The 15,311-nt window shown below is 55.1% G+C and carries 13 protein-coding genes; 5 read left to right on the top strand and 8 right to left on the bottom strand.

Going from position 1 to position 15,311, the window contains the following annotated elements:
• The first annotated feature begins 17 nt into the window (after window positions 1–17).
• From infB to pnp, 5 genes are all read left to right on the top strand, one after another.
• Window positions 18–2,579 (top strand): translation initiation factor IF-2, encoded by a 2,562-nt coding sequence (gene infB / locus ENI00_RS04100; protein WP_304099184.1) that lies wholly within the window; start codon window positions 18–20, stop codon window positions 2,577–2,579.
• Window positions 2,579–3,001 (top strand): 30S ribosome-binding factor RbfA, encoded by a 423-nt coding sequence (rbfA, locus tag ENI00_RS04095; protein WP_304099181.1) that lies wholly within the window; start codon window positions 2,579–2,581, stop codon window positions 2,999–3,001. Before infB ends, rbfA begins: the two co-directional genes overlap by 1 nt.
• A complete protein-coding gene (gene truB, locus ENI00_RS04090; RefSeq protein ID WP_304099180.1) occupies window positions 2,998–3,927 on the top strand; it encodes a tRNA pseudouridine(55) synthase TruB in 930 nt (309 codons plus the stop codon). Before rbfA ends, truB begins: the two co-directional genes overlap by 4 nt.
• 76 nt (window positions 3,928–4,003) lie before the next feature.
• The gene (gene rpsO, locus ENI00_RS04085; protein WP_304099177.1) at window positions 4,004–4,273 is read left to right on the top strand and encodes a 30S ribosomal protein S15; all 270 of its coding nucleotides are present in this window, start codon (window positions 4,004–4,006) and stop codon (window positions 4,271–4,273) included.
• Between the two features lie 308 nt (window positions 4,274–4,581).
• A complete protein-coding gene (gene pnp / locus ENI00_RS04080; protein ID WP_304099247.1) occupies window positions 4,582–6,696 on the top strand; it encodes a polyribonucleotide nucleotidyltransferase in 2,115 nt (704 codons plus the stop codon).
• Between the two features lie 52 nt (window positions 6,697–6,748).
• On the opposite strand, the gene ENI00_RS04075 is transcribed toward pnp, so the two are convergent.
• The 8 genes from ENI00_RS04075 to ENI00_RS04040 all read right to left on the bottom strand — a co-directional run bounded on the left by ENI00_RS04075 (window position 6,749) and on the right by ENI00_RS04040 (window position 15,260).
• Window positions 6,749–7,657: an alpha/beta hydrolase gene (locus ENI00_RS04075; protein WP_304099175.1), complete on the bottom strand. Its 909-nt coding sequence runs from the start codon at window positions 7,655–7,657 to the stop codon at window positions 6,749–6,751.
• Window positions 7,627–9,492, bottom strand: a complete 1,866-nt coding sequence (locus tag ENI00_RS04070) for a DUF4105 domain-containing protein (protein WP_304099172.1) — start codon at window positions 9,490–9,492, stop codon at window positions 7,627–7,629. Before ENI00_RS04070 ends, ENI00_RS04075 begins: the two co-directional genes overlap by 31 nt.
• An 87-nt stretch (window positions 9,493–9,579) precedes the next feature.
• Window positions 9,580–10,044 (bottom strand): DUF3015 domain-containing protein, encoded by a 465-nt coding sequence (locus ENI00_RS04065; protein WP_304099170.1) that lies wholly within the window; start codon window positions 10,042–10,044, stop codon window positions 9,580–9,582.
• A gap of 274 nt (window positions 10,045–10,318) precedes the next feature.
• Complete coding sequence (locus tag ENI00_RS04060; protein ID WP_304099244.1) at window positions 10,319–11,020, bottom strand: ABC transporter ATP-binding protein; 702 nt, start codon at window positions 11,018–11,020, stop codon at window positions 10,319–10,321.
• Window positions 11,021–11,029: 9 nt separating this feature from the next.
• Window positions 11,030–11,785, bottom strand: coding sequence for a high-affinity branched-chain amino acid ABC transporter ATP-binding protein LivG (gene livG / locus ENI00_RS04055; RefSeq protein WP_304099168.1), 756 nt, complete (start codon window positions 11,783–11,785; stop codon window positions 11,030–11,032).
• A 6-nt stretch (window positions 11,786–11,791) separates the two neighbouring features.
• Entirely contained in the window at window positions 11,792–13,063 is a 1,272-nt protein-coding gene (locus ENI00_RS04050) for a high-affinity branched-chain amino acid ABC transporter permease LivM (protein WP_304099166.1), read from the bottom strand.
• Window positions 13,063–13,986, bottom strand: coding sequence for a high-affinity branched-chain amino acid ABC transporter permease LivH (gene livH, locus ENI00_RS04045; RefSeq protein ID WP_304099164.1), 924 nt, complete (start codon window positions 13,984–13,986; stop codon window positions 13,063–13,065). Before livH ends, ENI00_RS04050 begins: the two co-directional genes overlap by 1 nt.
• Window positions 13,987–14,147: 161 nt before the next feature.
• Entirely contained in the window at window positions 14,148–15,260 is a 1,113-nt protein-coding gene (locus ENI00_RS04040) for a branched-chain amino acid ABC transporter substrate-binding protein (protein ID WP_304099162.1), read from the bottom strand.
• Window positions 15,261–15,311 lie beyond the last annotated feature (51 nt).

Genomic DNA, 15,311 nt, shown 5'->3' with positions numbered 1-15,311 from the left:
TTCGGGAGGAGACCAATATGGCTGAAGTAACGGTAAAACAACTGGCCGAAGATGTAGGCGCTCCCGTGGATCGTTTGCTGAAGCAGATCGTGGAGGCAGGCTTGAAGGCCCGCTCGGAAAGCGACGCTGTATCCAGCGATGAGAAACAGCAGTTGCTGGCCTATTTGAGAAAAACCCACGGTGAAGCAGACGCTGAGCCGCGCAAGATTACGTTGAAGCGCAAAACCACGACCACGCTCAAGGCAGGTAAGGCAAAAAGCGTCAATGTGGAGGTGCGTAAACGTCGCACCTACATAAAACGCGACGAGCCGACGGCCGAGTCGGAAGCCGATGCTCCGGAAGTGATTCATGAAGAGCAGAGCGCAGAGCAACCGCAGGCAGAACCGGTCGTAAGTGCCGCAGTTGATCAGACCCCTGAGGTTGGTGCTGAGGCGCCGGCTGAAGCAGCAAAGGCAGAAGAGCCCGTTGCTGAAGACAAGGTGGTTACCGAGAAAGCTGAGCCGAAAAAAGCGCCAGAGCCGAAGCCTGTTACCGTTCCGGAAGATATGCCGATTCCGCCACCGGCAGATGGCGAAGGCAAGGATCGGAAGCCGAAGAAAAAGAAAGAAAAAGTTCGTGAACGTGGCGACGAAACGGACGATGGCAAGCCCAAGAAGAAGCAGGCCGGCCACCGTGGCCCGCGTGGTCGCTCCGCAGACGAACCGCTGGTGATTTCGGACGACGACGATGACACCACGTTGCGCAAACCACTGCGTGCGAAAAAGAAACCCAAAGAGAAGCGTCATGGCTTCGAGAGGCCGACCAAACCAATGGTCAGAGAAGTAGAAGTTCCCGAAATTATTACCGTTGGCGATCTTGCCCAGCGGATGGCCGTCAAATCCGGTGATGTCATCAAAACGTTGATGGGCATGGGCGTGATGGCAACCATCAATCAGCCGCTTGATCAGGCAACATCAACTCTGGTGGTTGAAGAGTTGGGCCATAAGGCCAAGCCGATCAGCGACGATGCCTTCGAAGAAGGTGTGCTCAGCGAATTCAGCGTTGAGGGTCAGGTCAAGTCCAAACGTGCTCCGGTCGTAAGTGTAATGGGGCATGTTGACCATGGTAAAACATCGCTGCTGGATCATATCCGGCGCACCAAGGTGGCCTCAGGCGAATCAGGTGGTATTACTCAGCACATTGGGGCATACCACGTAGAAACCGACCACGGCATGATCTCGTTCCTGGATACGCCGGGCCACGCGGCTTTCACCTCAATGCGCGCCCGTGGCGCTCAGTGCACCGATATCGTTATCCTTGTGGTTGCGTCAGACGATGGCGTGATGCCGCAAACCAAAGAAGCGGTTCAGCATGCCCGCTCTGCGGGCGTGCCGATCGTTGTTGCCATCACCAAGATGGACAAAGAACAGGCAGACCCCGACCGCGTGAAGAACGAGCTCGCGGCAATCGACGTTATCCCGGAAGACTGGGGTGGCGACGTTCAGTTTGTACCGATCTCCGCTCACTCAGGTGAGGGCGTCGACAATCTGCTGGAAGCCGTGTTGCTGCAGGCTGAGATTCTTGAGCTGCAAGCATCGCCGGACGCGCCTGCTCAGGGCGTTGTGGTTGAATCCAGCCTCGAACGTGGTCGTGGCCCCGTTGCGACAGTGCTGGTGCAGAATGGTACGTTGCGCCAGGGCGATATGGTTGTTGCAGGCGCCTGCTTCGGCAAAGTGCGTGCAATGACTGACGAAGCTGGCAAACAAGTAAAAGAAGCGGGACCGTCTATTCCTGTTGAGATCCTTGGCCTCAATGGCACGCCGAATGCGGGCGACGAGTTTTTCGCAGTCGCCGATGAGCGCAAAGCCAAAGAGCTGGCGGAGTTCCGTCACGTTCGTGAGCGCGAGCAGCGGTTGCAGCGCCAGCAAGCTGCCAAGCTTGAGAACCTGTTTGAAAACATGGGCAAGGATGAAGTTAAAGCCCTTAACGTTGTTCTTAAAACAGACGTTCGCGGCTCCCTTGAGGCGATTACCAAGTCGCTGATGGATCTGGGTAACGAAGAAGTTCAGGTCAAGATTGTGTCTTCTGGTGTTGGTGGTATTGCCGAGACGGACGTAAGCCTTGCGATGGCAACCAGCGCCGTGATTTTCGGCTTCAACGTGCGTGCTGACACTGCGTCTAAACGTCTGGTTGAGCAGGAAGGCCTGGATCTTCGCTATTACAGCATCATCTACAACCTGTTAGACGATGTGAAAGCTGCGCTGACTGGCATGTTGGCACCGGAATTCCGCGAAGACATCATCGGTATTGCAGACGTTCGCGATGTGTTCCGTTCACCGAAGTTTGGCCAGGTTGCTGGCTGCATGGTGATCGAGGGCAATGTCTATCGGAACAAGCCGATCCGTGTACTGCGTGATAACGTGGTTATCTTTGAGGGTGAGCTGGAATCCCTGCGCCGCTTCAAGGATGACGTGCCAGAAGTTCGCAACGGCATGGAATGCGGTATCGGTGTGAAAGGCTACGATGTGAAGGTCGGTGACCAGATCGAAGTCTTCGACCGTGTCAGAGTCGAGCGTAAACTCGAATCTACGGGGGCCTGATGCCTAGAGAGTTCAGTCGTATTGATCGCATTGGCGATCAGATGCAGCGAGAGCTTGCCCAGCTGATTCAGCGCGAGGTCAAGGATCCGCGGTTAGGCATGGTAACGGTCAATGCAGTCAAGGTCAGCAAAGACCTTGGCTACGCTGATATTTATGTCTCGCTGCTGACCACGGAGGAGCTCACGGCTGAGTCTCCGGAGGTCAAGGACTCGATCTCGGTACTGAACAGGGCTGCGGGGTTTCTTCGCGGCCAAGTGGGAAGAGCGATGAAGCTGCGGGTCATACCGCAGCTTCGGTTCCACTTTGATGCGCTGCAGGGCTACAGTCGCAGAATGGACAGTCTTATCCGTGAAGCGGTTGGTGATAAAACAGCTGTTGAGCAGAACGATAACAACCCGAATGATCCGGAGTCGACCGTTTGAGCCGCAGACGCAAAGGCCGTGATGTTAATGGCATTCTGGTGATCGACAAGCCGTTGGGTATTACCTCCAACGGTATCCTTCAGGAGGTCAAACGTCTTTACGGCGCAGCCAAGGCGGGTCATACCGGTGCACTGGATCCGCTGGCGACCGGCGTGCTTCCTCTTTGCTTTGGTGAAGCGACCAAGTTTTCGCAGATGATGCTGGACAGCGATAAAGCATACATTGCAACCGCGCGGCTCGGCGAGCGCACAGAAACCGGTGACAGCGAAGGCGAAGTGGTTGAAAAAAGACCCGTGCCGGCTGGCTTGTCCCCAGACGTGCTTGAACCAATGCTCGAGCAGTTCCGGGGCAATATCCAGCAAATCCCCTCTATGTATTCCGCGCTCAAGCACAATGGACGTCCGCTTTATGAATATGCCCGTGAGGGTATTGAAGTGGAGCGCCCGGCGCGCCCTGTCACCATTTACGAGTTGCGCTTGCTTGACGTGCGTGAAAACGAAATAGACATCGCCGTAAAGTGCACCAAAGGTACGTACATCCGCTCACTCGTTGAAGACATAGGCGAGGTTCTGGGCTGCGGAGCTCATGTGATCGAACTGAGACGCACGCTGGCCGCCGGCTTCACTCTTGCCAACGTGCACGCAGTGCCGGATCTTGAGGCAATGCGGGAGCGTGGCGAAAGCCTGGATAGCCTCCTTGTTGCGCCGGATGCAGCGCTTTCCATGTTTCCTGAGCACCGTTTGTCAGGACAGCCATTGGTGTCGATATTGAACGGGCAACCGGTTAGAATACCGGGCCGGGCCTACGAGGGCTTCGTGCGAATTTATGGCAACGAAGGGTTTGTAGGGTTGGCAGAAGCATTGCCGGAAGGCGAGGAAACCGAACTGGTGCCTCGTCGTCTGGTAAGTAGCAGCGGCAAACACTAGTTTACCGCTGCTTAGCCGGGCTGTAGAGATGCGCGGTTCGGCCGGATTTAACAGCATCGCAAACATGAGGTGATTTATGGCATTAGATGCCAATGAAAAAGCACAGATCGTTCAGGATTATCAGCAGGCTGATGGTGATACGGGTTCCCCGGAAGTGCAGGTTGCACTGCTGAGCGCCAACATCAACAAACTGCAGGGTCACTTCAAGATCAACAAGCAGGATCATCATTCCCGCCGTGGTCTGATCCGGATGGTAAACCAGCGTCGTAAACTGCTGGACTACCTCCGCCGGAAGAACGGCGATCGTTACCTGGAGCTGATCAAGCGCCTGGGACTACGTCGCTAAGTCCGGTCTTGCGACCTGACGGCTGCTCCGTATTTTTCGGTTGCAGCCACCAGCCGGTGGGCTCCCAAGGGGGCCAGCCGGTTGTGTTTTTCATCACCGCATCATGTATTTCAGTGAATCCGGAGTTTCCTGTCGTATTGGAAAGCCGAAATTTGATAGCAGGTTGTTGAAAGCCCGGGCGTTACGCAGTTTATGCGTGACAAAGGCCTGGCCGGGGTTTTGCAACAGCCTGTTAGCTTTCAGGCAGAGCACTTTCAGGGTCACACTTTCATCATTCTGAACAGATAACGCAGGAGTTCGTTGTGGATCTGCAACCGCGTAAAAAATCATTTGAATTGGGCGGCGAAACCGTCACTCTGGAAACGGGCCGTATCGCTCGCCAGGCTACAGGTTCCGTTCTGGTCACCGTGGGTGATATTTCGGTTCTGGGTACTGTTGTCGGTGCCAAAACAGCCAAGCCGGGCCAGCCGTTCTTCCCGCTGACCGTTAACTACTTTGAAAAAACCTATGCCGTTGGCAAAATCCCGGGTGGTTTTTTCAAGCGTGAAGGTCGTCCTTCAGAGAAAGAAACACTTACATCCCGTCTGATCGACCGTCCGATTCGTCCGCTGTTCCCGAACGGCTACATGAACGAAACGCAGGTTATCTGCACGGTTATGTCGTCCAGCAAGAACCAGGATCCGGATATCGCCGCTATGCTGGCCGCTTCGGCCGCCTTGGCGATTTCTGGTATTCCTTTCGCGGGTCCAATCGGCGCTAGCCGTGTTGGTTACACCAACGAGAAAGGCTACTTCCTGAACCCAAGCTTCGAAGACCTGAAAACCTCCCTGCTGGACATGATCGTTGCCGGTACTGAGGACGCGGTTCTGATGGTTGAGTCAGAAGCCAAGGGCCTGAGCGAAGATCAGATGTTGGGCGGCGTTCTGTTCGCTCATCAGGAAATGCAGACGGCGGTTGCAGCAATCAAGGAATTTGCCGCTGAAAACGGCAAGCCTCGTTGGGATTGGCAGCCAGACGCTGAAAACACCGAACTACTGGGTGCGATCAGGTCCGAATTTGCCGGTGCTATCGAAGAAGCCTATGGCATTCACGACAAGATGGCTCGCTATGCGCGTCTTGGCGAAATCAAAACGGCCGCAGTTGAGAAGCTTGCGGGCGAAGAGGAAGGCCAGCCTTCTGCAGACGACGTCAAAAAGAACTTCGGCAAGATCGAGAAGTCAGTCGTTCGCCAGCAAGTGATTGATGGCAAGCCACGTATCGACGGGCGTGATAACAAAACCGTTCGTCCGATCGAAATTGAAGTGGGCATTCTGCCCAGCGTTCACGGTTCTGCGTTGTTCACCCGTGGCGAGACTCAGGCGATTGTTACGACGACGCTGGGCACCTCCCGCGACGTGCAGACAATCGACGCGCTGGAAGGCGAGCGTAAGGATCCGTTCCTGTTCCATTACAACTTCCCTCCTTATTCGGTAGGTGAAGCTGGCCGTGTTGGCACCCCTGGCCGTCGCGAAGTGGGTCACGGTCGTTTGGCCAAGCGCGGTGTGATGGCGGTTATGCCGACCATGGATGAGTTCCCGTATGCCATTCGTGCGGTTTCCGAGATCACGGAATCCAACGGCTCCAGCTCCATGGCGTCGGTTTGTGGTTCCAGCCTCGCGCTGATGGATGCGGGTGTTCCGCTGAAAGCGGCCGTAGCCGGTATTGCCATGGGTCTGGTTAAGGAAGGCGACAAGTTTGCCATTCTGACCGACATTCTGGGTGACGAAGACCATCTGGGTGACATGGATTTCAAGGTTGCCGGTACCAAAGACGGCATTACTGCTCTGCAGATGGACATCAAAATCCAGGGCATTACCGACGAGATCATGGAACTTGCGTTGGAACAGGCTCACGGAGCCCGTCAGCACATTCTGGGTGAGATGAACAAGGTTATCTCCGAGTCGCGCACTGAGCTTTCTCCGCGTGCTCCGAGCATTACCACCATCAAGATCAACCCTGAGAAGATCCGCGACGTTATCGGTAAGGGCGGTTCCATGATCCGCTCAATCTGTGACGAGACCGGTGCGTCTATTGATCTGGATGATGACGGTAACGTAAAAATCTACGCAGACAACATGGAAGCGGCCCAGGCGGCGGTTAACCGTGTTAAGGAAATCACTGCCGAGATCGAAGTGGGTGCTATCTACAAGGGTCGCGTTGAGCGGATTGTGGATTTTGGTGCTTTTGTTAACATCCTGCCTGGCAAGGATGGTCTGGTGCACATTTCCCAGATCTCCGATCGCCGGATCGAGAACGTAACTGACGAGTTGAAAGAAGGTCAGGAAGTTCTGGTCAAGGTTCTGGATGTGGACAATCGTGGCCGTGTGAAGCTGTCCATGAAGGAAGTGAAAGAAGGCGAGCAGCCGACTGATTTTTCTGACTGATCGCTAGCAGCTACTAAAGACCCGCCTTTCCTCTGGATTGGCGGGTTTTTTATTATTCCCGCCTTAGAAACTCCAGCACAGAGTGTTTGTAAGCAGGAATGATGAATGTTGCCGCATGGGGTGTATCCGTTTGCAGAAATTCCTTTGGCTCGCCGGCGGCTTCATAAAGTGCCTGGCCGTGGTGGAAGGGAATGATGCCATCGCGGACGCTGTGGATGAGCATGAGGGGGACGGGACTGATGTTCGCAATCTGGTCGATACCTTCGTATTCGTCCGGGATGGTCCAGCTCAGGGGGATCTGGAATGGCCAGGTGAGCCAGAAGCTCCCGAGCTTTTCACGCGCGATCCGGCGGTAGCCGGAAAAAGTACCGTCAAGGATCACACCGCTGAGTTCAGGTTTTTCGTTGCGTTGAACCCATTCGCTTGCGAGATTCAGTCCTAGGGCGCCCCCAAGGCTTTGGCCAAGGAGGAAAACGGGCGTGCTCAGAGCATCAGGCTGGCTGACCAGCCAGCGCAGGCCGGTTTCGGAATCGTGCAGGGCGCCTTCTATATCCGGCGCGCCGGTGGATTTTCCGTAGCCCCGGTAATCGATCGTGAACACGTTGTAGCCTTCAGCAGGCAGCCACGCGACGTTGAGCAGGTGACTGCTGATGTTCTGGGCATTGCCGTGGAGGAAATAAACGGTGCCGTTGGACTGGCCCTCAGCCGGTAACCACCAGCCATGAAGGGTTTCGCCATCAGTTGTGTCCAGATAAACGTTCTCGTATTCGAGATTGAGGCGATCGGGCGTTATGTAGGTGGTCTGGTCGGGAAAGAAGAACAGGCTGCTGCAACCGCTTTGCAGGAGCGCAGCGGCAAAGACGCCCAGTGCCAGTAAGGGCGTTTTCAGCCTGGAAGCTTTCGTTCCTGAAGCTCTGAGCCACGAAATCCTCAGAAATATGCGTGCAGCCCTGCTTGCCATGTGCTCTGGTACCTGTCGTAGTGATCTACACGGGTGAATTCGGCGAACAGGCTGAACTCGCGGCCAATGTGCCAACTGGCTTTGGTATACAGCTCATCCTGCCGATACTGACTGCCGGCGATCCAGGCTTTGGTTTTTACTCCGCCCGCGAAACTGAATCGGTTGCTCTGGTGCAGCACTCCAATATCGGCCCCGGGCGCCAGGTCGTAACCACGGCGCAGGTCATCGTCGATTTCCGCATCTGCGGTGGCAATGACAAAGGCCTGAGTTCGTAGGCCAAGGCTCCAGCTACCGCCTGCACCGCCCTCCAGATACGGGGCCAAAACCCGTTTTTCCCCGGTATCGGTGCGACGGGCGCCAAAGCCAACTTGCCAGGATAACGGTGAAAAGAATGCATTCCTTGGGCTCAGGGAGCGGATTTCCACGCCGGTGAGCTGTTCTATTTGCAGCTCGTTGTTGTCGGTGTAATAGCGCGCATCCAGGCGAAGAAACTGCAGTTGTGCGCCACGGCGATACCCGGCAGGCGGGTCGAGAATGTCATGGTAGGCGGGCCGGAACGTCAATTGCGTAAATTCCCGGTGCGCCTGCTGCCCAACGCCTAAGCTTACCCTAAACGTATCATGGCCTTGATCGTCACGAACTGTCGGCTCTGGTGGTTGTTCAAGTGGTGCAATGCCATCAATCTTACTGCGAGCCCGCAACAGGTTGTATGAGAGTGGCGCCGCAATCTCCCTTGGCCAACTGTCTGCTTCGCTTCGGTAGCGCACGTAATCGTAAGTGGCATCGAGCACATGAGCCCGTTCTTCGGGTGGAAGCGCGAGCACCTCGTCGCTGTCGGGTTTTACGTAACCATCGGCTATGGCGGCGGCAAGCGTCTGGCTGGATGGGGGTAGCGCCGACAGACTATGGGCCACGGCGCTGGCCGCCGATGCGCGATAGTGCACGTTCTTTACCAGATTTTTGTCGACTACCCAGCGAACGGTGTCAGACGGAATGGCGTGAGTGGTTACCTCGTCCAGTAGATTGGTTCCGGGGCGGGCGATGTCGATCAGCGCAAGCAGTCGGTAGGCGCAATTTTCATCGAAAAAATAGTAGTCGAAATTTATATCCCGAATTTCCCACGCATGGGCCAGCATGAGCTCCACTTCCTGTTGGCCGAGATTCAGGGTGTACTCCCAAAGATCCCGATGTTCGATATCCGAGTAGAGGCGGATTTTTTCGTAATAAGGCTGCACCGTTGTGATGCCCGGGTAGCCGCCGAAAATGCCTCTGTAGGCGAACAGTAATTCGCTGTCATGGGCAGCGGCATCAGCGGCGTATGAAATAGTACTGGCAAGCAGCAGGTTGGTTTGCTGATCTTTCTGCGGCGGGTCCAGCCTCAGGAATGTGTGGCCGAACATCGATGATGGGCTGTTCAGGTAAGAGGCGGCAAAAACCAGCGTAACGCTTTGCGTGTTCAGGGTTTCTGTCCATTCTTTGTAAGCTGGGCAATCTGCTTTTTTTGCTGGCAGATCAAGATGCTCGCGGAGCCAGGTGTCTCTTGCCGGAAAGCGGCATCGTGCGTGTTCGTTCCCATCTCCTGGTTGCTGGATGGCCTTCAGGGTTGCCTCCAATTCCGCTTTCGGAGAGGTTTTGCCGTCTGCGCTCAGAAAAAACGCAGAATCATCGGCTTCACTGGTATAACCACCGCCAAATCGGTCGGGCTGGTAGTGAATGAGGGTGAGCCAGGCCGGGTCAAGGTGCAGCGGATTGTCTGCAACCCGCGCTTGAGCCTGCAGAGGTAAACTGATGATGAGCCAAAGCATCACTGGCCCAATACGAAGCGAGTTGCCCATGGGTAAATGCAGGTTCCAATCAGATCGGGAATGATAAATGGGAAAGCGCGCCATCCTTGGCGCGGGTGCATCCCTGCTATTGGGCTATCAGGCCGCTACGTATTTGCTCAGCGACTCATTCTTTTCCAGCAGGGCGACGATGGCGTCTACTGCTTCACCGGACGTGGTGTCGGACGTTGGAAAAATGGCCGCGAAGTTATCCTGCAGTACCTTGCTGAAAGCGCCGCGGTCTGCTGCTTCAACGCCCAGCAGAACGGCCAGGGTGTCCAGGTTTTCGCCGTTACCGCGAGACATATCACGGGCGACCTTGTCGATGTTGCTGTCCATGTACATGGCCATGGATTGCACTGACTCGTTGGTCTGGCAGCCAAGGGTACCCGTGGTCATGCCGAATGTCTGGTTGCCGAACGAACCGTTGGTTGTTGCAGCCAGTACGTGGGGAGCAATGCCGGATTGTCCTTTCCAGATCATGGCGCCCACGCCACAGCCCGGTTGGGCAAAGGCCATAGAAGAAGCACCCAGAAGAATTGCACCTGCGATCAATTTTTTCATTATCCACTCCTTTGTATATTTTTCAGTCGTCGCAAAATCAACATAGCCGATCCTGATGCAGGCTATGCAGTAACGGCCCTGACGTATTCCTGTGGAAACAAGTGCAAAGACCGATACAATCAGTATAGTGCAGATTCGATAATGGCAAGTCTACATTTCTGTGACTATTTGATTTTAACAGATTATTTAACGGGCCTCGGTAGCCAAGAGTATAAAGCCGGAGGTATAAAAAAACCGGAGCAGGCTCCGGTTTCAAGGTATTGCGACGGCGAATTCAGCCCCCCAGATACGCGTTTTGTACGTCCGGATTTTTAAGCAAGTTCTTGCCGGTATCGTGAAGTCTGATTTTGCCGGTTTCCAGCACATAGCCGCGATCGGCGAGGTGCAGTGCCTGGTGCGCGTTTTGCTCAACCAGAAATACAGTAATGCCTTCGTCGCGAAGGTGACCGATGATCTCGAAGATCTGTTTGATAATCAAAGGGGCAAGGCCCAGTGATGGCTCATCGAGAATAATCATGTTTGGTCGGCTCATCAGAGCCCGCCCTATGGCCAGCATCTGTTGCTCACCGCCAGACATGGTGCCCGCACGCTGCTGTTCACGTTCTTTCAGGCGCGGAAACAACTCGTAAACGTAAGCCTGGCTTTGGCGGATCTCGGATTTGGTGTTGAAAAAACCACCCATGTGCAGGTTTTCCTCTACCGTCAGGCCGGAAAATATGCGTCGACCTTCGGGTACGATTGCCAGTCCTGAGCGCATAATCTGGGCGGTGGGCTCTCTGGTGATGTCCCGGCCTTCCAGGATTATGCGACCTGACGTGGCCTGTGGCGCGCCGCAAACGGTCATCAGCAGAGTGGTCTTTCCGGCACCGTTAGCGCCTATTAGCGAGACGATTTCACCCCGCTTAACCTCAACAGAAACCCCGTGCAAAGCCTCGATTTTACCGTAATGAGTATGGACATCTTCCAGTACAAGCATTGTCATTTCTCATTCCTCGCCCAGGTAGGCTTTGATCACGTCGTCGTTCTGGCGAATTTCTTCCGGTGTGCCACAGGCCAGGGGGCGACCCTGATTGATGACGTTTATCCGATCGGAAATATCCATTACCAGGCTCATGTCGTGCTCAATCAGCACCACCGAAACGTTGTAGTCCTCCTTCAGGCTCACGATCAGCTGATTGAGTTCTTGGGTTTCCGCCGGATTAAGGCCAGCGGCTGGTTCATCGAGCATCAGCAGCTTGGGTTCGGTGACCATGCAGCGAGCTATTTCAAGCCGGCGCTGCTGGCCGTATGACAGGTTGCCCGCATCCCGATTGGCAGATTCCAAAAGCCCCACACGTTCCAGCCAGTAAGCGGCGCGATCCAGTGCTTTCTGTTCGCGTGCTCTGTAATTGGGCGTGCCTAAAAGCCCGGCCAGCATGTTGGTGTTGAGATGGCGGTGCTGGGCTACCAGCAGATTTTCCACTACGGACATCTGAGTGAACAGGCGAACATGCTGGAAGGTTCTCACCATCCCCAGCCGGGAAATCCGGTAATCGGGCTTGCCTTGTACTTCCTTGCCTTCGAAAAGGATTTTGCCGCCGGTAGGCTTGTAAAAGCCGCTCATGCAGTTGAATACGGTGGTTTTCCCGGCGCCGTTGGGGCCAATAATGGAAACAATCTCCCGCTCCTGAACGTTCAGTGACACCTGATCTACCGCCAACAGGCCGCCAAAGCGCATGGACAGATTCTGTACTTCAAGCATTGTCTGTCACTCCTGCCGGTTCAGTTTGATATGAATACGGCGCATAGGTAACAGACCTTGCGGTCGCCAGACCATCATTAACACCATGGCGGCGCCGAAAATCAGCATGCGGTATTCCGAAAACTCCCGTGCCAGCTCCGGCAGGATGGTCACCGCAATAGCCGCCAATATGACGCCGAGCTGCGATCCCATACCACCCAGAACCACAATCGCCAGAATGATGGCAGACTCAAGGAACACGAACGATTCCGGGCTGATGAAGCCCTGCTTGGAGGCGAACACGGTGCCGGCAAAGCCTGCAAAGAAAGCGCCAATGGTGAAGGCAGAGAGTTTAACGGCCGTGCGGCTGAGGCCCAACGAGCGAGCGGCGATTTCATCTTCGCGCAGAGCTTCCCAGGCTCGACCAACCGGCATGCGCATGAAGCGGCGAATGATCAGCGCGGTAATAACGGCCAGCACCAGAGCGATCAGGTACAAGAAAATGACTTTGTGTTCGCCGCTGTACGCAATGCCAAACGTCTCGTGGAAAGACGTGTTGCCTTCGCCTTTTACGCGTCGGCCGAACTCCATACCGAACAGCGTCGGTTCGGGGATACCGCCTATGCCATTGGGCCCACCGGTCAACGATGTCCAGTTATTAAGCAAAATACGAATAATCTCGCCGAAACCGAGGGTGACGATCGCCAGATAATCCCCCCGCAGTCGCAATACCGGGAAGCCTAGTAATAACCCGAACGTGCCGGCGAGCAGCGCACCCAGAGGCAGAGCCATCCAGAACGAAATGCCTGTGTACTGTGACAGCAGGGCGAAGGTGTAGGCGCCAACCGCGTAGAACGCCACATACCCAAGATCCAGCAGGCCCGCGAGGCCAACAACCACGTTAAGCCCGAGGGCCAGCATAATGTAAATCAGCACCAGCGTGGCCAGATCCACTGAGCCCCGCGACACAACAAATGGCCAGAACAGTGCAAGCACCACGATGCCGGTCAGTATCCAGGATTCAAGCTTTACCCGCTTGGATTGCTCCATGGGCTCTTTGTCTGCAAGCGGGTTGAGTTTCGGCAGTTTACCCAGCAGGCCCGAGAACGAGTCCCGGAACGCCTGAAAAACAAACACTGCTCCGGCGGCCAGGAAAATGGCAACAATGGTCGACGTTTTCGCCCCGGTAAGGGTAATGTTGACGCCTTGGGCCTCCAGGTTAAGCCCGAGGATTGGGAAAGAGATAATCAGTGTGACAATTGCGCAGAACACCGCGTGTCTGTAATTGTTGGAAGCCATCAGATTTTCTCAACCTCCGGTTTGCCAAGCAGGCCGGTAGGTTTGAACAGTAGGATGAGTATCAGCAAACCGAAAGAGACGACGTCTTTGTATTCGCCGCTGAGGTAGCCGGAAGTCATGCTTTCGGAGACGCCAAGAATCAGACCGCCGAGCATGGCGCCCGGAATGCTGCCAATGCCGCCGAGCACAGCTGCGGTAAAGGCCTTAAGCCCCGCGATAAAGCCGAACAGAGGATCAACCGAGCCGTAGTACATGCCCAGAAGCAAGCCAGCCACGGCGGCCAGTGCCGCACCGATTATGAAGGTGGCGGATATAATGCGGTTGGTATCAATGCCCAACAAGCTGGCCATGCCAAGGTCCTGTGAAACGGCCCGGCAGGCACGCCCGGTGCGGGAGCGCGAAATGAACAGTGAAAGTACGGTCATGCAGATCAGCGTGGTCACAAAAATTGTGATCTGCATATAAGACAGCGACATCTCGAAATGCCCGTCAGAGCCAAATTTGAATCCACCTTCAATAAGCAGGGGGAAACCAATGTTGCGTGAGCCTTGAGCGAGATGAACATAATTCTGCAAGAAAATAGACATACCGATTGCAGAAATCAGCGGAATCAGACGATGACGTCCCCGCACAGGGCGGTAAGCCACTCGTTCCACGGCCCAGCCCATGGTGCTGGAAACGATGATAGCGCACACAAGCGCAACGATAAGAATCAGCGGAAGCCAGGCAAGGCCGAGCGCAGTCAGGCCAGTAATGGCGATAAGCGCGGTATAAGCGCCGATCATATAGATCTCGCCGTGGGCAAAGTTGATCATGCCGATAATGCCGTAAACCATCGTGTAACCGATGGCGATCAGGGCATAGGCGCTCCCGATCGTCAGCCCGTTTATGAGCTGCTGGGAGAAATACAGGAGGTCTTGCATTGTTGTTTGACTCCGGAGGCCTGTTCCCTCCCCTGAGACACTCCAAACGCTGGGTAGCCGGGCTGGAAGTGAGGCAGGATCAAAAGGGTCCTAGAAAAACACCTTCTCCCGGATCGCGGTGAGAAGGTGTTCTCATGATTACTGTCTGTTAATGACTTGGCCTAGTTTACCGGAGTTTTGCTGCCATCTGAATGCCATTCGTATACAACAAACTCAAATGACTTCATGTCACCCGCTTTGTCGTACTCGACCGTTCCGATAGGCGTCTCAAACGTGCCGCTGCGCAGCGCTGCAGCAACGTCGAATGGGTCTTTGGATTGTGCAGCTTCGATACCGTCAGCAACCAGTTGAACGGCTGCGTAAGACGTCAGCACGAACGGGCCTGAAGGGTCTTCACCTTTGTCTTCGAACGCTTTTACCAAATCCTTGTTTTCTTCTTTTTCGTCGAAACTAGGTGGCAGAGTTACCAGAAGCCCTTCCGCTGCTTCACCGGCAATGGTGTTGATATCTTTGTTGCCAACGCCCTCAGGGCCCATGAATTTCGTATCCAGATCAGCCTGGCGCGCCTGGCGCAGAATCAGGCCCAGTTCTGGGTGGTAGCCGCCGAAATAAACAAAGTCCACATTGGCCTGCTTGAGCTTGGTGACCAGGGATGAGAAGTCTTTGGCGCCTGCGGTAACACCTTCAAACATCGCAATCTCGACGCCTTTTTCTTTCAAGGTGTCACGCACTGCGGTTGCGATGCCTTCACCATATTGCTGCTTATCGTGCACGATTGCGACGCGTTTGGGGTTCTGGCTCGCGATGTAGTTGGCTGCAACAGGGCCCTGCATGCTGTCGAGACCGATGGTGCGGAAGACCAGCTCGTAGCCGCGCTCGGTGATCTCGGGACTGGTTGAGGCGGGCGTGATCATCAGAATGCCTTCGTCCTCATAAATGTCTGAGGCGGGCTGGGTAGAGCTGGAGCACAGGTGGCCGATAACATAACGGACGCCGTCGTTAACCATCCGGTTGGCCACCGTAACGGCCTGCTTGGGGTCGCATACGTCGTCGTATTCGACGCCAACGAGCTTCTCGCCCATTACCCCACCGTTGGCGTTGATTTGCTCAATTGCCATACGGGCGCCGGAAAATTGCATGTCGCCGTACTGGGCAACTGGGCCGGTCATTGGGCCTGCAATACCGATTTTGATGTCTGCGGTTGCCTGGCCGGCGCCCATGAGGGCAACGGACGTGCTAACAGCGATTACGAGTTTTTTCAGTGAAGTTGTCATTGTGTCTGTCCTGTTTTGGTTCAGGGTTATTCTTATGTTCTCAGAAAGCTA

It is taken from the genome of Marinobacter antarcticus (genome assembly GCF_011049865.1).
In the GTDB taxonomy this organism is placed as follows: domain Bacteria; phylum Pseudomonadota; class Gammaproteobacteria; order Pseudomonadales; family Oleiphilaceae; genus Marinobacter; species Marinobacter antarcticus_A.
This window is presented reverse-complemented; position numbering and strand designations above follow the sequence as displayed.

Bases quoted from the DNA above. Each gene is read 5' to 3' on its own strand.
- infB (WP_304099184.1), top strand. From the start codon at position 18: ATGGCTGAAGTAACGGTAAAACAACTGGCCGAAGATGTAGGCGCTCCC.
- rbfA (WP_304099181.1), top strand. From the start codon at position 2,579: ATGCCTAGAGAGTTCAGTCGTATTGATCGCATTGGCGATCAGATGCAG.
- rpsO (WP_304099177.1), top strand. From the start codon at position 4,004: ATGGCATTAGATGCCAATGAAAAAGCACAGATCGTTCAGGATTATCAG.
- ENI00_RS04075 (WP_304099175.1), bottom strand. From the start codon at position 7,657: ATGGCAAGCAGGGCTGCACGCATATTTCTGAGGATTTCGTGGCTCAGA.
- ENI00_RS04070 (WP_304099172.1), bottom strand. From the start codon at position 9,492: ATGGGCAACTCGCTTCGTATTGGGCCAGTGATGCTTTGGCTCATCATC.
- ENI00_RS04065 (WP_304099170.1), bottom strand. From the start codon at position 10,044: ATGAAAAAATTGATCGCAGGTGCAATTCTTCTGGGTGCTTCTTCTATG.
- ENI00_RS04060 (WP_304099244.1), bottom strand. From the start codon at position 11,020: ATGCTTGTACTGGAAGATGTCCATACTCATTACGGTAAAATCGAGGCT.
- livG (WP_304099168.1), bottom strand. From the start codon at position 11,785: ATGCTTGAAGTACAGAATCTGTCCATGCGCTTTGGCGGCCTGTTGGCG.
- ENI00_RS04050 (WP_304099166.1), bottom strand. From the start codon at position 13,063: ATGGCTTCCAACAATTACAGACACGCGGTGTTCTGCGCAATTGTCACA.
- livH (WP_304099164.1), bottom strand. From the start codon at position 13,986: ATGCAAGACCTCCTGTATTTCTCCCAGCAGCTCATAAACGGGCTGACG.
- ENI00_RS04040 (WP_304099162.1), bottom strand. From the start codon at position 15,260: ATGACAACTTCACTGAAAAAACTCGTAATCGCTGTTAGCACGTCCGTT.